This is a genomic window from Cerasicoccus sp. TK19100, assembly GCF_027257155.1.
In the GTDB taxonomy this organism is placed as follows: domain Bacteria; phylum Verrucomicrobiota; class Verrucomicrobiia; order Opitutales; family Cerasicoccaceae; genus Cerasicoccus; species Cerasicoccus fimbriatus.
Genome location: NZ_JAPWDU010000001.1, coordinates 619,385 through 646,376, shown reverse-complemented (window position 1 = coordinate 646,376; position 26,992 = coordinate 619,385). Strand labels below are relative to the sequence as shown.

Below are 26,992 nucleotides of genomic sequence, written 5' to 3'. Positions count from 1 at the left end.
AGAACATGGCTACTGCGGCCACCAGACAAAATCAACAACGATCGGAAAATGGTCCGATCCGGCATCCGCCAGCACCTCACGATCGACAATGCTAATGTGCTCAGAATGCAAGACGTGGTCGATCGGAATGCGCAAAAACCAAATCTGCGATGGCCAGCTGGGCTGCACGCCAAACCCGCGCATGCTGTCCCGTAAGCCCGAATCCCGGAGCAAACGCCGGAAACTAGCATCCCACGGTGTCGCATTGAGGTCGCCAATGAGCAAAGTTGACCTCCCCGGCTGGACCAAGCCCGCGAGCTCGCCCATCTGCGCACGATGCGCGGCGGCATAGTCGTTGGACATTGGAGGCAGTGGGTGCGTGGCAATGATGTCCAACCCGCCACTTGGCGTTTCCAGGGTCGCCGTCAGCGTCGGCACCTCACTGCCGCCCAGGTAATGTGTCTGGACATTTTCCAGCGGAATCCGGCTATACAAACCGATGCCAAAATTATCCGATCTTGGCCGCACCACAGAGTGCGGATACCGCTGGAGCACTGGCTCCAACGCCATAACCCAATCATCGGAGATTTCCTCCAACACGAGAATGTCCGGATCTTGCGCTTCAATCACCGCTCGCACCTGGTTCGGATCGCCAAGTTGGGAATTCACGTTGAACAGCATCGCCCGCATAGTTGGCGCTGATGGCAAGATCGGCTCATTGCCGAAATATAGTGGCGCGATGACGCTGGCATTGATCAGCGAAAACACCAGGCACACCCCCGCCCATCGCCACGATCTCAAAACCGCGAGCAACAGCGCGATGACCAAGAGCCCAGCAAAATACTGGACGCGGAAATGCGCCAATAACGCCACCACATTATGCACTCCACCGAAGAAGCCCAGCACCGTCGCAACGCACCCCAGAAAGCCGAATACGGACAAGTAGGAAGCGATGCGCGTGCGGAAATTTCGAGCGATAGCCGGGCGAGATGTCATCCCTGCAAATATCACAACGGAAAAGAGATTCAGTTCCGCCCTAATCTTTTGCTTCAGAAGATTAAAGTAGAAGTCAGTCGCAGTTCATGAGTCATCGCCAAAACGTATCAAGGGTAGCAGCATATGAAAATTTCCTGACGTGTCTTGGAAGAATACAGCAATGTAAAAGTTACCTTCAGGATAAACATAGATCACATCGTAGAATCTGTATTCCGGATCATACGCAAAAATTAGGCCCTCTTGATAGCGACGCGCAAAAACCTCAACAGAGGCTCCGCTAATTAGATCTATCTCAATTTCGAATTTGGATAATTTACCTTTCGAAGCAAACAACTCATGGTGCTTTTCAAGAAATACCTTCACATAATCATCCGAAGCCTTTTCTCGCTGATCTTCGCCAATGATTTTATAAAATGCTCTAAGGTCATTGTCATATATCGCTTCTAGAGCATCGCTGGCGGCTGTCTCTACACTTTTCTCAACCGAGCAGGAAGCGAAAAAGACAGCGAACGGAACCACAATAAAGGCATGTAAGAAGGACCATTTTCTCGAGCTAATCATGAGGGCATCGACAGCGACTGAACTGCGTGCACGAATTAGTCTACACTAGCTTGAACCATGGCAAACAGTAAATTCCGTTCGCGGAATCAACAGAGAGCGCTGTCACTAGCAAGGAGCTATAAGCACCAGATTGATTTCAATGTGCGGTAGCGAAAAAAGATCGCCCCACTCAAAACGGCCATTGCGCGACGACCAAGTAGATCAGGCCACCGGTCAGGGTGTAGCCGATCAGCGCGAGCAGGCCATCCCGGGCGATGAGCGACAGCGAAAAGATTGTCAGCACGGAACCGGCGGTCGTGGCCAGAAAGGGTAAAATTTCCAGTGGTGGCATCGTGGCACCGACGACCACACAGATCAGCGCCGTCGCGTATACCGCCGGCCCCTGTGTGAGGAATGTCAGGCGGGGACCGATCAGCTTATCCACAAAGCGCGCCACCGGACGCACCGCGCCGATGCCCTTGTCGAACTTTTCCTTGTCCACGGAGCGGTCGAGAATCTTGCGTGGGAGCCAGAATACTTTTTTGCCAATGAGCAGTTGGCCTGCGATCAGCACGACCATCACGCCCAAAATCGACGGCAGCGTGGGAATACCGCTCAGCGGGGACATCGCGATCAGCCCGGGAATCAGCATCAATGGGCCAAAACCGCGGCGACCCACGGAGTCCATCATCGAGGCAATGGTCACCTTGTCCTCGCTCCCATTGTATTCCAGCCGGTCGAGCATTTCCGAGAGGTCGTGCGGCGGTGTCAGATATCTCTTTTTGGGAAAGGGCGCTTCGGTGCCCGCGCTGGCGTCATAACGGCGGGCCAGGTTAATGTCATTGGGTGGCTGTATAGATAGTCGGCTCAAATCAAGATTAAGGAAACTAATCCCCTAAAGAAGGTCAAATGGGTGCGCCACTTTGAAAAATTTTAACGAACCGGCGCAAAATTGCTTTTTCCGCTTGCGGGAACGGCGGGGTCGGTCTTTTGTCTGCCGGTTAATGTCAAGCGACCCGCAGCCCGCAGTTCTCGCCCTGGAAGACGGCACCGTCTACCGGGGCCGCGCCTTTGGAGCCACCCGCACCGTCGTGGGGGAAGCCGTGTTCAACACGTCGATGACCGGATATCAGGAAATCCTGACCGATCCCTCCTACTTCGCGCAAATCGTGACCATGACCGCCGTGCAAATTGGCAACTACGGCATCAACCCGGATGACGAGGAATCGGACGGCCCCAAGGTCTCTGGCTTCGTGGTGCGGGACCTGAGCCCGGTTGTCAGCAATTGGCGCAGCGTCGAGTCACTGCCTGATTACCTGAAGCGCCACAACATCCCCGGCCTGTCCGGCGTGGACACCCGCGCGATCACCAAGCGCCTCCGTGTGGCCGGTGCCATGAACGCCTGCATCTCCACCGAAGGCCTGACTGACAGCGAGGCCGTGGAACGCGCCCGCGAATGGTCCGGCTTGGTCGGCGTTGACTACGTTAAGGCTGTGACTGCCAAGGAGGCCTACCAGTTTGAGCCGGGTCTCGATCGCAAGCCCTTTACCGTGCCTGGCACCACGCTTTACCCGGACCCGAGTCCGGAAAAAATTTACAAGGTCGCCGCCCTCGACTTCGGTGCCAAGCGCTCGATCTTCCGCAAACTGCGCATGCATGGCTTCGACGTATGGGTCCTGCCTGCTGACGCAAGCCCGGAGCAGATCCGCGAGCTCAACCCGGACGGCCTTTTTCTCAGCAACGGCCCGGGTGACCCGGCTGCCGTCACCTACGCTCACAAAACCGTGGCGGACGTGATTGAGGAATACCCGACCTTTGGCATTTGCTTCGGCCACCAGGTGATTACGCACGCCCTCGGGGCTCCCACCTACAAGCTGAAGTTCGGCCACCGAGGCGGCAACCAGCCCGTCAAAAACATCGAGACAGGTGCGGTCTCGATCACCGCGCAAAACCATGGCTTCGCAGCCAAGCGCGAGGATCTCGAAGCCCGCGGTGCCATTGTCACCGAGATCAACTTGAACGATGACACCGTCGAAGGCCTTCGCCACAAGGACTTGCCCGTCTTCAGCGTGCAGTACCACCCTGAGGCAGCCCCCGGCCCCAACGATGCCGACCCGCTCTTCAACGACTTCTACAAGATGGTCGCGAAAGCAAAGGGCTAGGCCCGACTAAACCGTTTTAAAACGAAACGCCCGATGGAATCCATCGGGCGTTTTTGTCAGCAGAGTTGGTCAAAGCATCAGGAGCGACGCTTGAGGCAGACGCCCAGGCCCACCACCAGCGCGAACACCATGGCGTAGGCGCGGGGTTCAGGGACCACGGTTACGATGCCATCCGTCATGAAAGAGCTCGTGTCCAGCGTGAAGCCCGAGAGTGTGATGTTACTACCATCGCCGGGAATGACGGTGCCGCCTGCGGGCATATACCAAAGGTTAAACTGGTCACCCAATTGCGGCGTGTATCCCTGAGACAATAGCGTGATGCTGCCATTGCTAAGGTCCAGCGTGCTGGTGGATGTTCCTAAATCAAAATACTCGTTTACCCCGTTGCCGAAAATGTCGAGCGTGATGTTTCCAGTGGCACCCAGGATGATACTGGAAGCATTTTGAAACGTAATCACATTGTTTCCATCTACATTGTCTCCAGGACTCCAACTGCCATTTACCAACAAATCTGCAGCATCCTGAATATGGTCTGCCCCAGTAAAGAGTCCACCGTCGTCAATGGTGACATCGCTGCGGATGTTTGCGTCGAATGGCACATGAAATTCCCCGCCGTTTTGGGCCGTAAAGTTCACGTATCGAATGACACGAAAGTCGGAGCCGGTTCCCGTCAATATGCCACCACTGGCGATAACAACCGATCCGGATGAAGGAGCAATCAACGTTGAGTAAGTCGCGTCTGTGACGCTGACCGTAATCGTCGCTCCTGCCGGGTTAAAAAAGTCACTGGCTGTCGGTACTGTGTCGGTATCCCAGTTGATCGGATCACTCCAGGATGTGCCGTCTCCGCCGCCGTCCCAGACAATGTCAGCCGCGTGGATGTGAGAAATTAAAAGGGCACCGGCAATTGGTAGGCTGAGTAAATATTTCATAGTCTATTCTTTGATATTTGGAGTAATCGATACGTTTGATTAACCTAACACCACCAAACAACATTGCAATTACTAATTTAAACAAACGCATCAGCTAATAGCCTCTCTGAAAATCCACGGTCCTGTCATGAGCCATATTCATCGGGTGCTGGCTTCAGTAGGAATCGTGCTTGCTATTGATAAATTATTGTCACAATTTTCTTTTCACCCCGTTGCACGTCCCATCCCCGCAGGTTTGGTAGCAAACCGGCATGTTTGAATTTTCCTGGCATTTAATCATCGCGTTCCTGATTGGAGCGCTCATTGCTGCTGCCTTCGTTTGGGCTTTGGCCAGCCAAAAGCTTAAGCGCGAGAGCGCCCTGCGCAAAGAAGAAGTCGAGCGGGCCCAGCGCTCTGCCGAGGAGTCTACCCGCCTGACCAAGCTCGAGCTCCTCGAAGAGCAGCAGAAGCGCCGCAAAGAGCTGGAGGCTGAGGTCAACGAGCGTGAGGAAATGCTGCGCCAGCGTGAGTCTGCCGCCCTCGAAAAAGAGACACAGATCATCAACCGCGAAGACCGACAAGTCGCCTCTAGCAAGCGCTTGGCCGACGAAATGCGCCGCGTGAAGCGCTACCGCGACGCCTACCGCCACCGCCTGCGCAAGATTAAGGGTTGGTCCAAGCAAGAAGCCGAAGACGCCTGGCGTGACGAGCTCCGCAATAGCGATGACGAAACCGTGCAGGAGATTAAGCGCGAGATTTTACTCGAAAGCGAGCAGGCCTACCGCCACGAGGCGCAACGCATCCTCATCGATGTCATGCAACGCATCACCGCGACGCCGCCCAACGAGATCAGCGCAACCCTTGTCGACCTGCCCAATGAGGACATGAAGGGCCGCCTGATCGGACGCGAGGGCCGCAACATCCGCGCCATCGAGTCGTGTACCGGCGTCACCCTGATGATCGATGAAACGCCCGGCACCCTGCTCGTGTCGTCGTTCGATCCCGTCCGCCGCGAGATCGCCCGCATCGCGCTCGAGCGCCTGATCAAGGACGGCCGCATCCACCCGGTTTCCATCGAAGACACCGTCACCCAGGTCCGCGACGAGCTGAAAGACAGCGTCATCGAGCTTGGCGAACGCTCCTTGCTCAAGCTGCGCCTGCATGGCGTCCACCCGGAAATCGTCTCCCTGCTGGGCAAGCTCCATTACCGTCTTTCCAATAACCAAAACACGCTGGAGCACTCCATCGAGGTTGCGTATTTCTGCTCATTGCTGGCCTCCGAGTTGGGGCTCGACCCCGACGTCGCCAAACGCTGCGGCCTGTTTCACGATTTGGGCAAAGCCATCGACCACGACTACGAAGGCAGCCACGCCTCCAGCGCCGCCATGCTGCTCAAGCGCTACGGCGAGGACGATCGCGTGGTTAATGCCGTCGCGGCCTCGCACGACGAAATCGCCCCAACCAGTGTTTATGCCGGCCTCCTCCGCGTGGCCGACGCCCTTTCCGCCAGCCGCCCCGGTGCCCGCGCCAACGCTCTGGAAGGCTACCTGCAGCGCGTCCGCAGCCTGGAAGACATCGCCCGCGACATGGCCGGCGTTTCCGAAGTTTACGCGGTGCAAGCCGGCAAGGAAATCCGCATCATCGTGGAGCCCGACCGCATGGACGACCAGGAGGCCCGCCGCCTCGCGCGCCAGGTCCGCCGCCGCATTGAGGAAGAGCTGCAATACCCGGGCACGATCAAGGTGACCGTCATTCGTGAGAGCCGCTTCGTCGAAACGGCGAAGTAAAAAGACCGCCATTTAAGGTTTTCAATCCGAGGGCTTCGACCTATGGTAGGCCGCTCAAAACCTAGCTATGAAAACTTGGAAAGAAGAAAAAGCCGTCGCGATTGAGGCGGTCATCGCGGCAAGCAAACTCTGCGAACACGTTCGCCAAAAGCTAGCCGACAGCGACTCGGCACAAAAGGAAGACCGCTCGCCGGTCACCATTGCCGACTACGGCTCGCAGGCGATTATTTTAGCTGAGCTGGCCAAGCATTTCCCGGACGATCCCATCGTCGCCGAAGAAGACGCCTCCGACCTGGCCGGCAGCGACCAAACCGAACTCCGCAACAAGGTCGTGCTCGAAGTTCAGTTGATCGACCCGACCGCCACCGAAGGCTCCGTCATGCAGGCCATCGACCGTGGTAACTACGGCGGCAAGGACGGCCGTTTCTGGACGCTTGATCCCATCGACGGCACCAAGGGCTTCCTCCGCAAAGACCAATACGCCATCGCCCTGGGCCTGATCGAGGACGGCGAAGTCGTCTTCAGCGTGCTCGGCTGCCCCGCCCTTCCCCACATGCTCGACCGCCCCGAGGGTCCGGTCGGCTGCCTGCTTGTTTCCCAGAAAGGACACGGCACGGAAATCTACAACATGGAGGGCAAGATGGTCTCCGGCGCGATCGTCGACGACAATTTCAACCCGACTCTGGCGACCATTTGCGAGTCCGTCGAAAGCGGCCACTCCAAGCATGACTGGGCCGCCGCCATTGCGGAGAAGCTCGGCGTCACCACGGAATCCGTCCGCATGGACAGCCAGTGCAAATATGCCGCCGTCGCACGCGGAGACGCCTCGGTTTACCTCCGCCTGCCGACCCGCCCCGGCTACCAGGAGAAAATCTGGGACCACGCCGCGGGCATGCTCGCCGTGCAAGAGGCCGGTGGCAAGGTGACTGATATCCACGGTAAACCACTCGACTTCGGCCAAGGCCAGACCTTGAGCGGCAACCTGGGTGTCGTCGCCAGTAATTTGCACATCCACGATTTCGTCATCCAAGCCATTGCGGAGACCCAAGATGAGTTCGGCCCCAAGTAACCACCTCGACACGCTTAAATCCGGCCTGCCCCTCACCATCCCGCTCTGGGAAGATGGCGCACCGTTTGCGGGTGACGATTTGCCCGGCCTCCCCCGGCTCACCGTTTACCTGCCAGCCCACGACTACAAGACCGGACAGGCCATGGTCATCTGCCCGGGCGGCGGCTATGCGATGCATGCCGTAGCGCACGAAGGCCACCGCATTGCGCGCTACGTGAGCAGCCACGGCATTGCCGCCGCGGTGCTGGAGTATCGCTACGCCCCCTACCGCCACCCCGTGCCACTGCTCGATGCGCAGCGCGCCATCCGCCTGATGCGGCACCACGCAGCAGAATGGGAGTTCGATCCGGCCCAAGTCGGCATTCTGGGCTTTTCCGCCGGCGGCCACCTAACCGCCTGCGCCGCCACCCTGCCACCCATCACCGAAGGACTAGCGGGTGACGCCATTGACGCGCTCAGCTGCCGCCCGGATTTCGCCGTGCCGATCTACCCCGTGGCCTCCATTTTCGAGCCCTATGCGCACCTCGGCTCTCGCCGGAATTTACTCGGTGAGAAGGCTAACGACATGGAGCTCGTGGCCGCGCTTTCGCCCGAGCGCCACGTCTCGGAAAGCACGCCACCCTGCCTGCTGATCCACACCAGTGAAGACCAAGGCGTCGTCCCCGAGCACAGCATCATCTTTTACCAGCGCCTGCGCCAACACAACGTCCCGGCCGAATTGCACATCTACGAAAAAGGCCCGCACGGAATCGGCCTCGCCCAAAACCACCCTTGGGGCCCGGTGCTCATCAGCTGGCTCAAGAACCGCGCATAATCGCGCCGTTACGAGTCAGAATAATTAACGCCTCTTGGGAAGCAGTTCTCTCGCGCTGCTTCGAGGGGGAGAACAACGTTCCGCACCGTGAAGCTTCGGGCATCGTACACCGCATGCCAAAACGCAAAACGCCGGGCTTGGCAACCCGGCGTTGTTGGCGTTAGAAATTGGTGTGCTTTGGCTACTCTTGGGACATCAGCAAGTGGATCTCTCGCGCCACCGGACGCTCCCGGCCCACGAAACGCTCATCCACCGCAGTGTTGATGTTGCAATGCAATTCTTGCAGATCAACGCCCTGAGTGTAGATATTTTCCATGTGGCAAGTCGCGGTGAATTCACCACCCTTGCGTTGCTTGACTTCGAATATGAGTCCCATGATTTTTGAAAGCAGGTTAGTAACGAACTCGTTTGATTTCAACTAAGACTTCACACGACCGTAAAAGTTTCTTCTTTTTTTACACTCAGAATAAAATACACTTATCAAAAAACACCCCATCGGGTCTTATGGGCATAAAATCACCGGTCAAATCCCCCAGAAATCGCCCCACAGGCGAAACGTTAGTGCGCATTGGCTCGGCGATAATCGTCATTTTGACCGTCGTGCTACTGCTCGACAAGATTGCCCCGCATCTCCCCGAAGCCGAGCGATGGATCCAAGCGCAGGGCGTTTGGGCGCCGGTATTTTACATTCTGCTGGTCGTCGTGCTCTGCCTGCTCTGCTTCCCGATGGACGTGCTGTTCATCGCCGCCGGGATGATTTTTGGGCTCGCCTGGGGCGCGCTTTACCTGGTCGTGGCGACGATGCTCAGCCAGGCGGCGATCTTTGTTGTCTCCCGCCACCTGCTCCGACACAAGGTGGAGCGCTGGATCCAAAACAAGCCCAAGATGCAGGCCATCAACCGCGCCATCGAGCTGCGCGGCGCGCGCCTGCTGTTCCTGATCCGCATGGCGCCAGTACCGGCCTCCCCGATCAGCTACCTGATGGGCGTCAGCTCTATGCGTTTCGATAAATTCATGATTGCGACCACGGGCCTGATCCCGGTCTCCTTCGCCTCGATGTATCTGGGCTACGCGGCGATCCACTGGGCCAAGACCGCCTCCAACGCCAAGCACCACTTCGGCCTGCACGACCTGATGGTATACGCCGGCCTGGCCCTCGCCATCGCCGGCACCGCCTACATCGGCCACACCGCCCGCAAAGCCCTCCAGGAAGCCGAGGATGCAATGCGGCGGGAGGAGGGGTGACTCGATACACGGACTTGCGTGGAACACTAGACCGTAAATATATATCCCTGCAAATAGACTATTCTACCTCAATCCTGACTTTAATATTTCATGGAATTTGTCTACCTTGACAGAATCAATTTCTAAAGTTTCGAGAGCATTTTTTTCTCCATTAGGCCTTAAAACCTTAAATCTAATGGAATTCGGAAGCGACTGAACAACCTGCAAGCAAACTGTGAATTTTCTAAGAGCTTCATTCCAAGGGGATTCGTATGCAGAGCGATCATTATAGAACACATCACCAACTGAAAATTTCTCTCGGGTAAGTGATTCTTTGAAATTTTCCGGAATCGCGAATTCATAACCATCAGCGTATCCATCCTTAAATGAAATTTTTGTAGTCATGGCCGTTTTGGTAACTTTGATATATCTACTCTTTGTTTGTTGAAATTCTGCGTGATTCTGGGATTTCGCTTAATACCTTCAAAAACGAAGCAGTACCTGCTTGGCGCTCGAAAAACTCCAAATCACCATCCACACCATCAATGGCCTCAAAAGCCATGGCTATTTCATCCACAGTTGCTTGAGTGTCTTCATCTATGTGAATTTGCTTAACTACTCGGATTCGAACCAAAATCTGTTCGTCGTCGAAATCGTCGCAATTACCGGTATAGAGCATCGCAAAAATTGAGGCGTAATCAGTATAGACAGAAACATGACAACCTCTCGAGTCGCTTAGCATGTCTAAATATACTTCAATAGCTTTTTTATCAAACTGGCCTTCTCTTGCAAAGAATTTGTAATTACAGACGACAATTTTATCTTCAATATCTCCAGAGGATGTTTCGGGAACGTATGCAAGTGCCTCCATAAAATCTACTTCCGGGATCAACTCTGGCCCTTCAGTTCCTAAAGCTTTCAAATTCAAGGCTTTTTCTATTTTGTTTCCATAATTTCCGTGCTTCCAACCAATTGACGGAATCGAACCGATTACAAGATAGTCCAAACTTTCATTAATAGTTTTTCCGGTGGTGTATCCTCCACGAGCTCTAACGCAGCGTTCAGCGTGAGTCCTTTTAAGGTCAGAAAGCTTGCCAGTAAAACAGAAGCTTTTACCTTCAAATGTAATTTCTGTTGGTTTCATGTTGACCGTAAACTTGCAGCATGACGGTTCGGCTACGTAGTGCCGGAAGCGTGACTACTGCCCTCTAGCGCTTATTCAGAGCATGAGCGTGTCCATAATTGGCTTGTTCGTCAAGGATTCCGCTTAATAGAGATGGATTTTACTTAGTGTTTCATCTCATTTCAGGTCGTAATGGTTATTTCCCGGTAGAAACAGCATATATGCGATACGGGTTTCAACACAGACTGCTCAAAACGACTCCGCTCAGCTATTGAGAAATCTCGCGACGGGGAACTTCAAAAACAACAGTGCTTATGTTGGTACGACAACAGTGGCTATGTTGCTCCAACAACACTGGTGTTGTTGAGGAAACAACAGTAGTGGCTTTTTCAAAACATAGCATAGGGCTTTTCGAAAACACAGCGTAAGGCTTTTTGAAAAAGACCCAGTAGGCTTTTCGGAAAAGCAGCATGGGGCTTTTACAAAACAACAGTATAGGAAACGCTATTTTGGCTCAGTTGCTTCGGTTGGTTCCATTGCTTCAGTTTGCTCGGTTGCTTCGGTTGACCTGTTTTGGTGGCAGTAGATCAAGCTTGCGTCGCGATGTAGGGCTCGCGCTTGCGCGACGCCGCAATAGGTGGTGGCGCGGGCCTGAGCGGATGCGGCAATAGGCGGAATGGGCTTGAGCGAATGCGGCGTCGCGCGAGCGCGAGCCCTACATTCCAATGGAGCCCGTTAAGCAAACGCTAGCTCTTTCGGCGCTACGTTAAGCGGTTATGCGATACTCACCACTTCCCGGTCTTCCCGATCTTCCGGTTAAAACCCCGCCTGCCTCACAGGCGGTTAATCCGGTTCGCCAAAAAGCCGGCGCCGAAGCCGTTGTCGATATTCACGACGCTGACGCCGCTCGCGCAACTGTTGAGCATACCCAGTAATGCCGCCACCCCGCCGAAGCTCGCGCCATAGCCGACGCTCGTCGGGACCGCGATCACCGGGGCGCTGACCTGGCCGCCGACCACGCTCGGGAGCGCGCCTTCCATCCCGGCGACAACGATCACCACGCGGCAGGCGCGGATCTCTTCCAAGCTGTTGAGCAGGCGGTGGAGGCCCGCCACGCCGGCGTCACAGATCGACAAGGTTGGGTTGCCGTAAAACTCGCACGTGATGCGCGCTTCTTCGGCCACGGGCAGATCACTCGTGCCCGCGCAGACAACGGCGATCTTTGTCGCCGCCGGCTCGGGAGCTTTGTGTTGCAAAGTAATCAGCCGCGACAGCGCGTGGTGGGTCGCATTGGGGAACGCGGCCAGGATCGGCTCGATGGCGTTGTCTTGCACGCGGGTGGCGAGCACGTTCGCGCCGCGCGCGCTCAGGCTCTTCATGATCTCGACCATCTGCTGCGGCGTTTTGCCCTGGCCAAAGATGACCTCCGGTGCGCCGTTGCGGGCGGCCCGATGGTGGTCCACGCGGCTGTGGCCGAGGTCTTCATAGCCCTGCAGTTGCACGGCGGCTTCGTCGGTGGAAAGTTCGCCGCTTTGCACGCGGGCGAGGATGTCGCGCAGATCAGCCATGAGCGCCCTCCTCGTCTTCATCTTCGTCATCGTCGAAGTCAAAAATCTCGCCCGCGAGCATCTGGGAAAACTCTGAGATCGACAGCCCCTGCTCCTTGGCGATGCGGGCGCAGTCGTCGTATTCCGGCTTGAGGCGGACCACCTCACCGCCGCGCAGGGCCTGCTTCACGCGGACTGGCCCCCACTGCGTTTCCACCTCGAAGAGCTGGCGCTCCAGGATAGTGCGCTGCCATTCGCGGCGGCGCACGCCGAGCGTCGAGCTATGCACAAAAAAGGTTTCCTCGACCTCGTCGACCTTGTCCAACGGCGCGAGCGCGTGGACGATGACGCCTACGCGGCCCTTCTTAAACGTAGCCGCCGTTTGCCAGACGTCGACCGCGCCTGCTTCGAGCAGCTGCTCGCAAAGGAAGGCCACCGCTTCGCCGGTCATGTCGTCGAGATTCACGGCGAGTTCGAGCACGACATCCTGCGGATCGGCGGCATCGTCTTCATCGGCTGCGGCCGCCTCGGTGTCGATGATCGCGGCGTAAACGACGTTGGCGAGTTTGGGGTCATCGCGCTGGCCCACGCCCACGCCGACGGCGGTCTGCGTGCCGGCAATGGCTTCGCCAAACTTGGCCTGCTTGCCCACGAGCAACGCGGCGCCGGTGGGCGTGGTCGCCTCTTTGTTCGTGCCGCCCAGCGTGACGGGTAAGCCGGTGACAAGCCGCGCGGTCGCCGGGGCCGGGACGGGCATCCGGCCGTGCGCGCACATGACCGTGCCGCCGCCGAGCTCCAACGCGCCGCAGGCAATCTGATCCACCCCGAGCAGCTCCCAGCAGATCGCGGCGCCAACCATATCGATAATCGAATCCACCGCGCCGACTTCGTGGAAATGCACGTCCTCCGGCGGCTTGCCGTGGACGCCCCCCTCGGCAATCGCGAGCGCTTCGAAAACGGCAATCGCGTCAGTCTTTACTTTGTCCGAGAGCGTGGACGCCGTGATCATTTCACGGATTTCGCGAAAGGTCCGGTGGTGGTGATGCGCGTGGCTGTGATCGTGCGCATGCGAATGGTCATGGTCATGATCGTGATGGTGTTCCCTGTGGCCATGGCTGTGGCTATGCGAATGGCTGTGGCTGTGCGCGTGGGCATGCTCATGATGGTGCGCGTGGTCGTGGTCGTGCTCCTCGCCTTCGACGATGACATCGCAGCGAATGCCGGTGACGCCGCCACGCTCATCGGGCGCGAACTTGATTTGCCAGCCGTCGAGGCCGAGCTTTTGCAGTTCGCTTTCGAGTTGCGTCGGATCGACGCCGAGGGCGACCATCGCGCCGAGGTTCATATCGCCGCTGATGCCGGCGGGGCATTGGTAGAATAGGGTTCGCATGGGAAAATAGTTTTTCGCCGAACCGGGAGCGCCGGTTGACATTGGCCACAGCAAACCTAACATGACCGAACGATGCAACCTCAAGAAGAGATTAAGCAGTGGTTCGCCGATTGCCCCGGTGCGCTAGTGGCGTTTTCGGGCGGCGTGGACAGCTCGCTGGTTGCATTTCTGGCGCGCAGGTTTCTGGGCAAGGAGCGTTGCCTGGCGGTGACGTCGGCCTCGCCCGCTCTGAAGTTGTCCGATCTGGAGCTGGCGCGCGATTTCGCCCGCGAGCACGACATCCCGCTGGAAGTCGTCATCACCGGAGAGCTCGAGAACCCCAACTATTTCAACAACCCCGACAACCGCTGCTACTTCTGCAAGCACACGCTTTACGACGAGCTGGCGGGCATCCGCGCGCGCTACCCAGGCTGGTGGATTCTCAACGGGGCCAATCTCGACGATGCCGGTGATTACCGCCCCGGCATGAAGGCGGCGGCGGAGTTCGAAGTCCGCACCCCGCTGCTCGATTGCCACATCAACAAAGACGGCGTCCGCGCGCTGGCGGCGGAGTTTAACCTCCAATGCTGGGACAAGCCCGCGAGCCCGTGCCTGGCGAGTCGCGTACCCTACGGCGAGCGCATTACCTTTGAAAAACTCAAGCAGATCGAGCGCGCCGAGGCCATCGTCGCGGAGTTGGGCTTTCCCATCAACCGCGTGCGCCACTATGGCGAGCTAGCCCGCATTGAGGCACCCGCCGGACAAGTAGCCGAGCTGCAGCAACACGCCGCAACGCTCAACGAACAGCTGGCGGCCATCGGGTTTGCCCAAGTGGAAATCGACGCCGAAGGCCTCGTTTCGGGCAAACTAAACCGCGCCATCGGCCAAGCGAAAGCGCGGTCCTAGGAAAGGCAGCGGAGCCTAGCGGCGGCGCAACTCGTCGTCGGATTCGACGCGAACGGGCTTCTCTTTGGGCTCTTCGCCCATTGGGCGGGTGAGATACCAGATCAGGCCAGCAGCGACTGCCGCGAGGCCGATAATGCCGAGCAGGTGATGCCAGCTAAAGAGATAATGCGCGTGGCCATGACTCAGGTCATTGGAGGCGTGCGCCAGGGCGACACTGGGCGCAAGGGCCATCAGTGCTGCAGCGGTGAGGAACTTTTGCATGAGTAGAGGATGGGCTCTATTCCACCACTTGGCAACCCAAACGGCTCGAAATTACCAAAAAAGCCAAATCACCGCATAGACAATGCATGCTTGCGGTCTGGAATGTAGAAAAAGTGCAGAAATCATTTATATTTTCTTTTGCGCTTTTGAGCAATTTAGATCATATAGTCCTGCATGATGCGTCGCTGCCCTTCTTTATTATTCAGTTTACTGGCTTCCTTTCTAGTGGTCGTCAGCCAATCCGGATTTAAAAAAGTAGCCTACAAAACCGGTCCGGATATCATGAAGGAGGTGGTCAACCGCCACAAGGCCGAGACCGAACTGGAGCTGATCAAGCTGGCAGTGGTCGACGACGAGGGGAACACCCAAGTCCGCGAAATGCTCAGCGTTTTCAGTAAAAACGACAAGGGTGAGGCCCGTTACCTGATTCGCTTTCTGTCCCCGGCCGACGTCAAAGGCATCACCCTGCTGACCAACGAAGCCAACTCCACCGATCCGGAGCAGTGGTTCTACATGCCCGCGCTCGGTCAGGCGCGCAAGATCGCTGGTGACAACCGCAGCGGCTACTTCATGGGATCAGACTTCACTTTCGAAGACCTGCGCAAGGAGAACACCACCGAACACAGCTACCACCGCCTGCACGACGACGAAGTTAACAGCAAGCCCGTGTATGTCGTCATGGCTGCACCCGCCAATGTCGACATCCAGTCCGCTACCGGCTACGCCAACCGCCTGCTCTACATCGACAAAGACACCTACAACGTGCTCAAGGTCGAGTTCTACGAGGAGAACAACACCCAGCCGATCAAGGTGCTTGAAGCGGATAAGTATGCCGAAGTCGAAGTGGATGTGGACGCTGACCGCCCTGCCCGTCTGCGCATGAACAACTATGCCAACGACACCTACTCGGTCATGACGCTGCTCAAGTCGCGCCTCAACGTGCCGGTGGATGAAGAGATTTTCGACCCCGAGTCCCTCAACAACTGGACTCCGGAGATGGACGAGCCGCTACTTGAACAATTCAACGCGGGCAGCTAGCCCCCAATTATCTCACAGACGGCTTTTTTGAACGGAGGCCGTGGCATTGGTGTTGAACTTCCAGATGGGGGCGTAAAGTATTTCCGCCTGTGCAACGACTGTTCAAATTCTGCTACCGCTATGCGCTGCTGGTGATCCTGGCGATCCTTGCGCTGACCGGCTATTCGCTGTGGCAGGCCAAGGAATTGACCGTTAATGTCTCCACGGACTCGCTGATCCCTGCCGACAGCCCACTGCGGCTGGAGTATGAGCGCGTGACCGATGAGTTTGGCTCCGACCAACTAGCGCTGATTTATGTCGAAGACGACGAACTCTTCACCGAGGCCAAGCTCACCACGCTGCGCGACCTGAGCAAGCAGCTCAAGGCGCTGCCGCAAGTGCAGCGGGTCGAGTCGTTGTTTACCGTGAACGACATCCGCTCGGTCAACGGCTGGGTCGACACCTCGCCACTACTGCGCAAGATCCCCTCCCACCCGGAGAAGCTCGGCGATAAGCAATCCCAGGCGATCGACAACCCGCTGATGCTGCGGTCGATCATTTCGGAAGACGGCAATGCCACCCTGATCACGCTCTACCTGAAGCCCTACGAAGAGATCGTCGAGGAGCGCGAAGAGGCCGCACGCGAAGCAGGCGTAGAGCCAGAACCGCTCGACAAGGGAGACTACGACAAGCTGATCTACCACGGCATTCAGGAGATCCTGCTGGGCCAAAACGAAGTCCCCGCACCAACGCTTCCGCCCGGCGCAGAAAAGCTCGACCCCGCGCTACAGGAGAAAATTCTCGCCTCGCGCTCCAACAACGTCATCCAGCCGCTGGACTACCGCACGCAGTTTGACCGCGTGTTCCAAGTCGGCAGCCCCGCTCTGCATGTGCTGATGGCGCAGTATATTTTCGACGACATGAGCGTCATGCTGCCACTGGCTTGCCTGATCCTCGTCATCTTGCTCGGGGTAATGCTGCGCAGCGTTCAATGCGCGATAATTCCGGTGATCAACTTTATCATCAGTACCGCCTTCACCGGCGCGATGATGGTATACTTTGGCGTGCCGCTGAGCATGCTGACTTACATCGTGCCGGCGTTGATCCTCATCATCGGTGCCACGGAGGATGTCCATATCCTCAACGAATACCGCATGGCCAAGGCTGAGGGCCAGACTGGCGAAGGCGCGGTGGCCTACATAGCTCAGCACATCGGCCTCACGCTGTTTTTAACGGGCGTCACCACCTCGATGGGTTTCGCGGTGACGGGTATCAGCGACCTGGCAATCATGCAGGAGTTCGGCATCGTCGCCGCGATCGCCATCCTGTCGCGCTTCCTCGTTTCGCTGACGTTCCTGCCGGCCTGGCTGCGTATCTTTGGCCGCTTCATCAAGCCCGCGCAAACCAAGGAGGGCGACGAAGGCAAAGACCGCCTCTGCGACAAAGTCGCGCGCTTTTTGGAGCACAAGCTAATCCCACAGCCGCGCAACGTACTGCTGGCCTTCATCGCCATCGCCCTGCCCTGTGTGATCCTGATTCCGAAAATCCGCGTGAGCAACGACTTGATCGGCTTCCTCAAACCGGACTCCGAAATCGTGCAGCAACTCGATCTCGTGGCCGAGAAACTCAGTGGCAGCAAGGTCATTTACATCACGTTTTACGGCTCGGAAAATGAATTTAAGAAACACCAGAGCCTCCGTCAGCTGTCCGCGCTGAGCGATTGGTTACGCGCCGATGAGCGCGTAGACACCGTCACCTCCGTGGCGGATTACATTGCCTTGGTCAACCAGGCGATGACCGGCGGCGACATTGCCAACCGGAATATCCCCGAGAATGATTCGTTGATTGCGCAATATCTGGTCTTTTTCCACAGCTCGGATCTCCAACCCTACGTGGCCAACAAATTCGGCATGGCCAACGTCGTTTTGCGCAGCAATATCAGCGATAGCAGCGAGCTGAACCAACTCGTCGCGGATATCCGTGAGGCACTGAACTCCGGCCAATACGGCAGCCATCGCTACAAAGTCACCGGCAAATCCGTGATGGTCGCCTCGGCGGTGGATCGGATCATCAACGGGCAAGTGATTTCGCTGACGAGTATGACGGCGCTGCTTTTTGCCATCGTGGGGCTGCTCTTCCTTTCCACCCGCGCGGCGAGTCTGGCAGTGCTATCCAACCTGTTCCCGGTGGTGATGGTGTTCGGTGTCATGGCGGCTTTCGGCGTCACGCTAAACGTCGGCACGTGCATGGTCGCGGCTATTACAATCGGTATCGCGGTGGACGACACCCTGCACATGATGGTGCGCTACAACAAGGAGCTCAAGCGCCTGAAAAATGAGCACCTGGCGATTCTGTCATCGGTGAAGGCGGAATTTTATCCCGTCCTTACGACCTCGCTGGGCCTCGCCGGCGGTTTCGTAATCCTTGGCTTTTCGAGCTTTGTGCCGGTCATGCAGTTTGGCCTGCTCAGCGCACTCGTCATGATTTTGGCGTTGATTGCAGACGTTATTTTGACGCCGGTGCTGCTCTCCACCACACGCCTGATTACCCTGTGGGATGTGCTGGGCTTTAACCTCCGCAAGGCGCTCATTGAGCGCTCCGTGATGTTCGAAGGCCTCACCAAATGGCAGGCGAAAAAGCTCATTCTGCTCGCCAATCTCGAGGAGCGCGAAATCGGCGAATATGTCGTGCGTGAGGGCGAGGTGGGCGACTCGATGTATGTGATCATCGACGGCGAACTGGAGGTTAGTAAGAAGATCGACGGCAACCGCATCATCCTCTCCCGCCTGACCTTGGGCGATGTTTTCGGCGAGGTGGCGCTGATCTCTGACATCAAGCGCACGGCGGACGTCACGGCCACGACCGACACGCGTTTGCTGCGTCTGAACTGGTCCGAACTGGAAAACCTCCAGCGCTACAATCCGTTTTTGTCTTCGCGGCTTTTCTTGAATTTATCACGTATTTTGGGGCAGCGGCTAAAGTCGTCACTGGAGCGGATCGAATCCCCGGCTCCCTTCCCCACGCGCACACCATTTAAGAGCCGCAGTCGGATGCAGCGCCCGAAAGACGGGCCCAAATAACCCGCATTTGGCCAATCGACGGGGGCCTCGGCAAGGCCCGAAGCCTCTAATAGCAAGGCTAGAAACCCTTGAATCGCCGAAGATGCGCTTCATATCAGGGCTAGCGGGCGATACGGGTTTGTCATTAGCGCCGAAATATGCATCATAAGTGGACTTTTTCCCTCATGTCCTACATAAAGCTGCTACTTTTCCTTTCCGCCTTGATCACTGCTCATGTCACATGGGCACAAAGCGCGATGATCCGCGGTCAACTTATTGACGAGTCAACGGACCTCCCGGTTGAAGGCGCTATCGTGACGCTCGACCTCGATACTGAAGACGACGTTATCGACTACCAAACGAAGTCCGGCCCGTTCGGTTTTTACCGCTTTGAATCCATAACCCCCGGCGCTTACGAGCTGAAAGTAGAGCATATCGCTTTCGAGCTGGTCATGGAGGACATCAACCCGCTTTCGATGGAAACGCTGCGCAAGAGCTACGAACTCCAGCGCAAAGCAGGCTACATCGGAACTGAGCTCTACACACTCTACGTTCAGGTGCGCGGAGCCGTTTCCAACTGGGGTCTGCGCTTTGTTCCGGTTACAATCCAGCGTTTTGAAAATCAGGCGGATTCAACGCCCACCCATGAGTGGACCTTCAACGCCGACGCCAATGGCTTCGTCGAGTTCTTTGCCCCGCCCGAAGGTTACTATCGCTTTCTGATCAATCAACCGGGTGAGCCCTACTATTTTGCAGGCTGGGAGAGCTTCACCACTGAAGGCACTGCTCAGGACAAGACATTCGTCAACCAGTCCTACATGGCCAATCTCTACCTGAAGCCCATCCCGCAGAGCCTCACTTTTAGAGCCGTGGGTAACGACCCCAAAACCGGTGACACCTTCTCCGAGGTCCCGCTGGAGGATATTTACGTGGAAATCATTGGCTACGACCCGCATGACGACATTCCCCTCCTGCCGCCACAGGTCGGCCGCACCGACGAAAACGGCGAAGTCACCTTCGAGGGCCTGCCAGGCATTTGCTACCAGTATCGCTACCGCAAGTATGGACGCAGCACGCGCTACGGCATTCACTCCGGAGAACTTGATGACGACAATCCCGGCTCGACCACTCGCGGCATCTTCTCCGCAGACACCGTTGAGCGCGTCATGAACATTGATTACAATTCGCTCACCGTCCGTGTGGACACCCCCTACAATCGCGAAGGCTTACTCTATTCGGCGGGCGTGCTTACGACCGGGCTTCCGGGTTCGAATTCCGAAGGCTATCTCCTTGAAGGGTCGGCCTATGGCTTCGAGCCCGATTCTTTCAGCAACACCCACACCTACCTGATTGCCGGAACCTATCGCACTGAGCTCGTGGACGCGGGCTCAGTTTACTCAATCAGCGGTATTGAGTATGCGCCAGGCTACGAAGGCTATGCACCGGGTTTCAATATGCAGCTGCAAGGAGCCGTCACCTATGACGTGATGCCCGGGTATGGCCCCATCACGCCAGCGCCGGTTATCGAAGCGGAAATCCTACCCGCCGAAGTCCGTGGCCGCCTAGTCGCTGCTGATGAAATGACCCCGCTAGACGAACCATTTTATAAACCTCTGGCGAACACCACATTTGAATTTGTTGAACGCGAAGGCGCTGACCTGCTCCCCGAAGGCGAGAAAAGTGTCTTCGTTACCACCGATGAATTGGGGCAATTTACCACCACACTCATGCCCGGCTTATATGGCATCCGCGTCCATGGCGTAGAGGATTACTACGGCAAGGAAGTCGTTGTCACCGTTTTAGACGATGGTGACAACACTTACTATTATTCTGGCCTCCAAGTCTGGAACTGGCCCACCTTCGAAGCTTGGAAAGACTATGATGAATATTTCGCCGAGCAGTTCAATATCGTCGAAGAGTTCCAATTGGGAGGCGTGCCGATCAACTCAAGTGAAGACATTGATATGGAGCTGCGGCTCCAGAAAGAAGTCCACACCGTCGAGGTAAATTTCAACGTCCAGAATGATCCCACCCAAAATCTGATTCTCGCGACCAACATTCTTGGCAACACTCTGGAGACACTGCGGTATTCTGCCATTATTGCCAACGGGACCACCGCCACGCTCACCAACGGCGTGAATAGCTATGTGGCAGACATCGTCCCCCACCCGACCAGTTCCTCGCAACTCTACGCCCGCTTCGATGGCGTAGCCCCTGGCCAAGGATACGAGCTCCAGGTCAGCCATCCCAACTACACCTTCACGCCCGAAGGCACGCTAAACTTTTATGACTGGCCAGACCCCGGCTACACGCCGGATACCGTAGGTTTCGACCTAGAAGTCGGCGCAAATAATTTCAACGAATCTCGGCCATTTCAGAAGTTCCACCTCGATGTGGACGTTACCTCCAACTTCAGCACGGATCCCGTCGTTCACTATCGCTACTATAACTTCTCCAGCGAAGAGTACGGCACCCTGCTGGATACCAATCCGAGCTATTTAATATTCCCCGGCGTCGACGGCGTCTATGCGCACAACTCTGGCGCTCTGGCGACACCCGACTGGAGCGGTTGGCTAAATATTAGCGGCAACTGGTATGAAGTCGGCCCGGGCTCTGTGATCCTCATCAATGGTCCCTCCGCCACCACGCCTTCCGCCGCGCCGCAATTTACCAGTAACCTCGATGTCCGCGCCTATTATGTAAACGACCAGGCTACGGAAATTGAGGGCGTCCGTTTCACGGTCGGCGATGAGATGGAATACGAAACGCCCTTTACCCAAAGTAACGTGGCGATGAACCACCGCCCAACCAAACTCTACGGTGCCAATCGCGATAACTGGCTGTGGACGCGTAACGCCGTGCTCACCAACATCACGCTCAATGGCAATCAACCGTCGCTGGAATATAAGGCGTTCGTGACGCAGGGCTACGAGGTGAATCTAATGGTGACCAACGGGGTGACGACCGAGCCGCTGGTCAATGTTCCCGTCCGCATTTATACCGTGACCGGCGCTCCCTTGGACGATCTCGTAAGCACCGATGAAAACGGCGTCGCCACCTTTAACGCGCTCGAATACGGCGACTATTTTGCCAACGTAATGGCACCCGGTTTTGAAAACCAGAATTACCGACTTCTCACCTCCGAAGCCGTGGAGGCTCCTGATGACAACTCCCTCGAATACCGGCTCAACAAAACACTCGCCCTCACCCCACTCCCCTCACCCACGGTTCACACGACGGGCATCCCCTTTAACCGCGCCGGCGCGTTTCTGCCCGGCATTAAGCGCTCCGGCGACCAGAGCGTGTTCGACGGCTTTACCGCTGAAGATGTCCTGACCATGGAATGGGAAATCGAAGCGACCCCCGCTACGCACAGTTACCAGATGAACGCCTTTGATCAACTCGACGGCTCACCCGGCACGCCTACCACTATCAACCTGCAGGATGAAGTCGTGGCCGCATACCTCGTCGACCAACGACTGTTTACGGGAGATTATTTCAGCGAAGATCCCGCCTCCAACTACACGCCTGAGGCTCAGGAGCCCTGGCTCATGCGGCGCTACCTCAACCGCTTGGGCGCGACCGCCACCAGCAGCGAAGCGCCGACCGTCCAGTGGTATCAAAAGATTTCCGAAAGCACCGTTGGCGATAATGGCGCAACGAGCCGGAAGTTCGTTGGCAAGGTCAGACTCTGGGAGCTCCCCACGGGCGAGTTCGATCCGGCCATCGTCGTCGTCACCCGCCAAGGTGCCATCGGCGTCTACGAGGTGCCCTACATCGACGAGCCGGAAAAGCGTCTACAGGGCATTCCCATCCCGCCGTGGCTTGGCTTCGCCTTTGATATGATCGGCTTCACCGCCGGAGTTTCCGCAACGCAGGACACGATCAAGGAATACGTGCCAGACGGCAAGTTCATCCCCTTCCCCGAGTTCAGCGCGACGATTTCGCAAGACGAAGACGACGACCACTACGTTAACTATGAGTATGCGCTCACGCTCGTGCAACGCGAAGGACAGGACTCCCCCGGCGGCGACACCACCAGCATCGCTCAGGGCATCCTCGGCGGCGAATTCAAGACCGAGGGCAAAATCTCCGTTCCCGGCAAGGAGCGTAAAATCGACTTCACCGTCGAGAGTACCCTGAGCAAGGAGGACATCGATATCTCCGATTACACGCCGGCCTTGATGAAGAATTTTAACGTCGAAGCGGAGATCACTGCCGTGAGCGGTTCAGTCGCGACCACGGCGTCGGCCAATGTCGACCCCGAGGCACCATGGGAAGCGCGCTTAACGAATGTCGTCACGTTCAACATGGACTCCCAATTCCGCATGAATCTCCAACCGGTTCTGGGCAAGATTCCATATGCTGGCCCGGTGCTCATTGCTTTGGACGCGACCGGTGCCTTGCAATTCTTTGGCGTCACCGAGGCCGGAGTCGGCGTGCAAAACACCTTTACCTGGACTACGCTAAAGCCGCAAAACACCTTTAGCAGCACCACCGACCCCGAGCAACGTCAGCCCCGCCAGCACTTCCTCGGCGGTAGTGAGCTAACCGACGCTGAAGCCGCAAGCAACGGTATTGAAAACTCCTACCTGCTGTGCTTCCGTTTCGCCTTCGGCATCGACGCCGAGGCCGCGGGCGGCAACGCCGGAGCCAGCGGTCGCATCAGCCTGACCGGTAACGAATGCGCCGGCCTGCCCTCGACATCCGTCGAGTTCAATGACTTTGGCGACTGGCCGATGATCAAGCGAATCAGCGGCGGCATTAACATCGAGCTGGGCGGCTACGTCCATACGCCCATTCACAACTTCACGAAAAGCTGGAGCTGGAATCTCGTCACCTTCGATGTCCAATTCGGCACGGAGAACATATTCCAAATGATCCCGATGGATATCTCCTACACGGTTCAGGATCTCGCCGCCTATCCCATTCCAGAGTTCTTGGGCAGCGACTCGCAGATCATGGATGAGTTCACCCCTTTGGCCGAACTGGCGCTGGGCAACACCGGCAGTTTCCTCTTCACGGAATATGACTCCGCCACCGGCGAAGTCGTCTTAAAGCTCTCCACACCCTCGGGTGACTTTGGCTACAACACGCCGGTCGAAATCGCTCGTGAAGGATATATCGCCGAGTCCACGATTCACGAACTGGCCGATGGCCGTATCCTCGTCGCGTGGTCCGGCGTTAGTATGGCCGATGCCGACGACCCACTGGCCAAAGCCGATTTAAAATACGCCATCTCTGATGCCAGCGGCGCGAACTTCAGCTCCGCCGGTCTGATTGCAGCGCTCAACGGCCAGACACGCGAACTGCAGATTCACGAATCTGGCAGCCTGATTACCGCGATCTGGATCGATACGCCCGGCCCCTTCAGTGACAGCTCCGAGCAGATCTGCCTCAGTGAGTTTAGCAGCGGCGCGTGGTCGTCCGTGGAAACCGTCGGCGCGCCACGCCAAGTCGAATTGCTCGCCGTTGCTTCGGGCGGTCCCAACGGCCCCGACTACCTCGATATCTTCCGTGTCGATGTGATCACCAACTTCGGCTTCCCGCTGGATGCCGTGCAAGCGCATCGTTGGGACGGCTCGGCGCTCACCCTTTTCGACCAAAACGTCACCAACACGTACAACACCTATCTGGGTGCCACCGCCTACGGAGAACCCGACGGCACGTTTGTCATAATCTCCAATTCCACTGATCAGGGACTGTTGCGTTACGTGCTGGAACCCGGTGGAACGAACTACATTCGCGACAATGATTTCGTGTTAATGGAGGTCCCGCGCCAGCTACAAGCACACTATCTCGACGACGCGACAGACCCCGTCGTCGCCTATGTCTGGACCTCCACAACCATGAACGGCAGCGAAATTTACTACGCCTTCTCGGATCCGGATGGCAACCTCCTGGCCGGCCCCAACAGACTAACCAACAACAAGAATGGCCGCTACTACGACGTGCAAGTTTCACCACTGGATAACCCCGAAATCGAAGTGCTCGCCCTTTATGAAAACAGCCCCATCGAGCTGCGAAAATTTATCGTCAGCTATGAGGAAGGCCTATCGATCAATGACAGCGATGGCGACGGCATGCTCGACCTGCCGGAATACTTGATCATCGATTTCGACCCCGAGGATGAATTGAAACTGCTCACCGAAGTTCTCCCCGGCGACGACTTCGATGGCGATACCTTCACCAACCGTGTCGAAGCCAATGCTGGTAGCGACCCGACAGATCCACTCAGCATTCCGGCCAGTGACGGTGTGACCATCACCGCGGGATCTGCCGCTCAGGAATTTGGGCTTATCGCAGGCGCCTTCACCATTACCCGCCCGGGTGGCGATGTCAGCCAACCACTGGATGTCATTTATACCGTTGGCGGCACAGCCACGCCCGATGCCGACTACGATGCACTGAGTAATCTCGCGACCATTCCCGCGCAAAGCACTGCGACCCAGGTTGTCGTGACGCCACTCACCGACACCTTGGCAGAAGGCGACGAGACGATTATGGTCACGCTCGTGGAAGACCCGGCCTACAACCTGGGTGCGCCCGACTCGGCAACGCTTACCTTGAAGGATAAGCCGACCGATGACTGGCGCTACCGCATGTTTGGCCTCAACGCTGGACAACCCGGCACCGGCCTTGGCGAAGACTACGAGCTCGATGGTATCAAGAACCTGCTGGAGTTCGCGCTCGCGCTGGACCCAGCGGTCAACGACGCCATCGACGTTCCACAAATCGTCAGCGTGCCCAACCCCGGTGACGGCAAACGCTACCTGACGCTTACCTACACGGAAGCCAGTGACGCCACCGATTTGGAATTCATCGTCGAAGTCGCCAACGACCCCAACGGGCCGTGGAGCAGTAATCCAGGTGAAGTCGTGGAAATAACTGCCAACCCGGTACCCACCGATGGCCACGGCAATGCAATACGCACCTTCCGCGACACCACGGCGATCGAAGACGACTTGGCTGGCCACCGCTTCATGCGCTTGCGTGTAACTACGGATTAATCCGCAGCTTCCAGCAGGCGCATGCGCCGGTGCTTTTTCGGGAATTGCAGCGTCACAACAGTGCCCGCGTCCGGGCGGCTATCCAGGCCGATTTGTCCGCCATGGTCACGCATGATTCGGCGGCAAATCATCATGCCAAGCCCATTACCCGAAGACTTCGTTGTGTGGTAAGGCTGGAAGATTTTTGAGAGATCCTCCTGGGCAATGCCCACGCCCGTGTCGGCGAAAGAAAGGAACACGAACTCGTCATCCTCGCGCGAAGCAATGCGGAGATCGCCGCCGGCATCCATGGCCTCCATGGCGTTTTTGACGACGTTAAAAAACACCTGTTTTATCTGGTTGCGATCACCAAGCACCACTGGCGATTCGCCATCGACCGTCACGTCGATGTTCACATTGAGATTCGTCAATTCCGACCCCAGAAAATTCAGCACTTCATCCAGAATATCCAACAAGGGGACCTCCTGTAGATCAAGCGCCTGTGGCCGAATCGCCTGCAAGAAATTTGAGATAATTCCATCCAGCCGCTGAACCTCGTTCGTGCAAACATCGACGGCCTTGCGCATTTTTTTCGCCGCGACTAGATCGTCTAATTTATTCACCTGACGCTCCAGGAGTTGCAGATGAATGTTGATCGAGTTCAGCGGATTACCCAGCTCATGTGCGACTCCCGCGGCGAGGTCGAAGATACTGGAAATTTTCTCGTCCTGAATCAGTTGCTCGGTCGACAGCTTGTCCTCGGTGATATCCGTCAGGATCATCGTGAAGAGCGGTGCCTCCTTGTCGTTTGACTCAGCCTCAAACGGCGTCAGGTAAATCCGCACAAAGCGGTGCTCGGGATAGGTGATCTCCAGCTCCCGGGCAAGCGCGGCCGGGCGGACTCGGTGGCCGGAACCATCCAGTCCCGTGGAGTTGAGATTCATCGTGCGCGCGAGGTCCGGCACCGCCTTCCAAACCGGGATCGTGCCGACATCGTCGTCTTTCAGGCCTAGAATTATCAGCGCGGCTGCATTGGCATATTCCACCAAACCGCTCTTTCCAATGACAAGCACGCCCTCGCGAATCGTGTTAAAGACCGCCTCCAATAACTCGCGCTCACGCGCCAAGCGCTGCACCAGGATGGTAAGGTTTGTCGTATCGAGATCGTCGAGTCGCCCCAGGATGCGCTCCAGGGGCGAGGATTTGCTGCGGGCGGCCATGTTGCGAAAATGCTGTTGG

Annotated in this window: 20 protein-coding genes; 9 read left to right on the top strand and 11 right to left on the bottom strand. The window is 57.0% G+C overall.

The window, feature by feature from the left end; translation table 11 throughout:
- Window positions 1–9: 9 nt before the first annotated feature.
- From O3S85_RS02605 to O3S85_RS02595, 3 genes are all read right to left on the bottom strand, one after another.
- Window positions 10–975, bottom strand: a complete 966-nt coding sequence (locus tag O3S85_RS02605) for an endonuclease/exonuclease/phosphatase family protein (RefSeq protein WP_269537653.1) — start codon at window positions 973–975, stop codon at window positions 10–12.
- A gap of 84 nt (window positions 976–1,059) precedes the next feature.
- On the bottom strand, window positions 1,060–1,536 hold the full coding sequence (locus tag O3S85_RS02600) for a hypothetical protein (RefSeq protein WP_269537651.1): 477 nt from the start codon (window positions 1,534–1,536) through the stop codon (window positions 1,060–1,062).
- 169 nt (window positions 1,537–1,705) lie between these two features.
- Complete coding sequence (locus tag O3S85_RS02595; protein ID WP_269537649.1) at window positions 1,706–2,386, bottom strand: exopolysaccharide biosynthesis protein; 681 nt, start codon at window positions 2,384–2,386, stop codon at window positions 1,706–1,708.
- A 133-nt stretch (window positions 2,387–2,519) separates the two neighbouring features.
- Here O3S85_RS02595 and carA point away from each other — a divergent pair, with 133 nt between their 5' ends.
- Window positions 2,520–3,677, top strand: a complete 1,158-nt coding sequence (gene carA, locus O3S85_RS02590) for a glutamine-hydrolyzing carbamoyl-phosphate synthase small subunit (RefSeq protein WP_269537647.1) — start codon at window positions 2,520–2,522, stop codon at window positions 3,675–3,677.
- Window positions 3,678–3,754: 77 nt separating this feature from the next.
- Here carA and O3S85_RS02585 read toward each other — a convergent pair whose 3' ends face one another.
- Window positions 3,755–4,609, bottom strand: coding sequence for a hypothetical protein (locus O3S85_RS02585; protein ID WP_269537645.1), 855 nt, complete (start codon window positions 4,607–4,609; stop codon window positions 3,755–3,757).
- Window positions 4,610–4,860: 251 nt separating this feature from the next.
- Between O3S85_RS02585 and rny the strand changes: the two genes are divergently transcribed.
- From rny to O3S85_RS02570, 3 genes are all read left to right on the top strand, one after another.
- Window positions 4,861–6,375 (top strand): ribonuclease Y, encoded by a 1,515-nt coding sequence (rny, locus tag O3S85_RS02580; protein WP_269537643.1) that lies wholly within the window; start codon window positions 4,861–4,863, stop codon window positions 6,373–6,375.
- 67 nt (window positions 6,376–6,442) lie between these two features.
- Entirely contained in the window at window positions 6,443–7,444 is a 1,002-nt protein-coding gene (locus tag O3S85_RS02575) for a 3'(2'),5'-bisphosphate nucleotidase (RefSeq protein ID WP_269537641.1), read from the top strand.
- Window positions 7,425–8,258, top strand: coding sequence for an alpha/beta hydrolase (locus O3S85_RS02570; protein WP_269537639.1), 834 nt, complete (start codon window positions 7,425–7,427; stop codon window positions 8,256–8,258). Before O3S85_RS02575 ends, O3S85_RS02570 begins: the two co-directional genes overlap by 20 nt.
- A 181-nt stretch (window positions 8,259–8,439) precedes the next feature.
- Here the strand turns inward: O3S85_RS02570 and O3S85_RS02565 are convergent, their stop codons facing one another.
- Window positions 8,440–8,634, bottom strand: a complete 195-nt coding sequence (locus tag O3S85_RS02565) for a hypothetical protein (protein ID WP_269537637.1) — start codon at window positions 8,632–8,634, stop codon at window positions 8,440–8,442.
- A 128-nt stretch (window positions 8,635–8,762) separates the two neighbouring features.
- Between O3S85_RS02565 and O3S85_RS02560 the strand changes: the two genes are divergently transcribed.
- The gene (locus tag O3S85_RS02560) at window positions 8,763–9,503 is read left to right on the top strand and encodes a TVP38/TMEM64 family protein (RefSeq protein ID WP_269537635.1); all 741 of its coding nucleotides are present in this window, start codon (window positions 8,763–8,765) and stop codon (window positions 9,501–9,503) included.
- A gap of 63 nt (window positions 9,504–9,566) precedes the next feature.
- Here the strand turns inward: O3S85_RS02560 and O3S85_RS02555 are convergent, their stop codons facing one another.
- The 4 genes from O3S85_RS02555 to larC all read right to left on the bottom strand — a co-directional run bounded on the left by O3S85_RS02555 (window position 9,567) and on the right by larC (window position 13,542).
- Window positions 9,567–9,887, bottom strand: coding sequence for a hypothetical protein (locus O3S85_RS02555; protein ID WP_269537634.1), 321 nt, complete (start codon window positions 9,885–9,887; stop codon window positions 9,567–9,569).
- A 25-nt stretch (window positions 9,888–9,912) separates the two neighbouring features.
- Entirely contained in the window at window positions 9,913–10,626 is a 714-nt protein-coding gene (locus O3S85_RS02550; protein ID WP_269537632.1) for a BRCT domain-containing protein, read from the bottom strand.
- A gap of 812 nt (window positions 10,627–11,438) precedes the next feature.
- Window positions 11,439–12,173, bottom strand: a complete 735-nt coding sequence (larB, locus tag O3S85_RS02545) for a nickel pincer cofactor biosynthesis protein LarB (RefSeq protein ID WP_269537630.1) — start codon at window positions 12,171–12,173, stop codon at window positions 11,439–11,441.
- Window positions 12,166–13,542, bottom strand: coding sequence for a nickel pincer cofactor biosynthesis protein LarC (gene larC, locus O3S85_RS02540; RefSeq protein WP_269537628.1), 1,377 nt, complete (start codon window positions 13,540–13,542; stop codon window positions 12,166–12,168). The genes larB and larC overlap by 8 nt, the downstream gene beginning before the upstream one ends.
- A 72-nt stretch (window positions 13,543–13,614) precedes the next feature.
- Here larC and larE point away from each other — a divergent pair, with 72 nt between their 5' ends.
- Window positions 13,615–14,427: an ATP-dependent sacrificial sulfur transferase LarE gene (larE, locus tag O3S85_RS02535; RefSeq protein ID WP_269537626.1), complete on the top strand. Its 813-nt coding sequence runs from the start codon at window positions 13,615–13,617 to the stop codon at window positions 14,425–14,427.
- A 15-nt stretch (window positions 14,428–14,442) separates the two neighbouring features.
- Here the strand turns inward: larE and O3S85_RS02530 are convergent, their stop codons facing one another.
- Window positions 14,443–14,688: a hypothetical protein gene (locus O3S85_RS02530; RefSeq protein WP_269537624.1), complete on the bottom strand. Its 246-nt coding sequence runs from the start codon at window positions 14,686–14,688 to the stop codon at window positions 14,443–14,445.
- 174 nt (window positions 14,689–14,862) lie between these two features.
- Here O3S85_RS02530 and O3S85_RS02525 point away from each other — a divergent pair, with 174 nt between their 5' ends.
- The 3 genes from O3S85_RS02525 to O3S85_RS02515 all read left to right on the top strand — a co-directional run bounded on the left by O3S85_RS02525 (window position 14,863) and on the right by O3S85_RS02515 (window position 25,774).
- On the top strand, window positions 14,863–15,726 hold the full coding sequence (locus O3S85_RS02525) for an outer membrane lipoprotein-sorting protein (RefSeq protein WP_269537622.1): 864 nt from the start codon (window positions 14,863–14,865) through the stop codon (window positions 15,724–15,726).
- Window positions 15,727–15,815: 89 nt separating this feature from the next.
- On the top strand, window positions 15,816–18,785 hold the full coding sequence (locus tag O3S85_RS02520) for an MMPL family transporter (protein ID WP_269537620.1): 2,970 nt from the start codon (window positions 15,816–15,818) through the stop codon (window positions 18,783–18,785).
- A gap of 164 nt (window positions 18,786–18,949) precedes the next feature.
- Window positions 18,950–25,774, top strand: a complete 6,825-nt coding sequence (locus tag O3S85_RS02515) for a hypothetical protein (RefSeq protein ID WP_269537618.1) — start codon at window positions 18,950–18,952, stop codon at window positions 25,772–25,774.
- On the opposite strand, the gene O3S85_RS02510 is transcribed toward O3S85_RS02515, so the two are convergent.
- On the bottom strand, window positions 25,771–26,973 hold the full coding sequence (locus tag O3S85_RS02510) for a sensor histidine kinase (RefSeq protein WP_269537616.1): 1,203 nt from the start codon (window positions 26,971–26,973) through the stop codon (window positions 25,771–25,773). The genes O3S85_RS02515 and O3S85_RS02510 overlap by 4 nt on opposite strands.
- Window positions 26,974–26,992 lie beyond the last annotated feature (19 nt).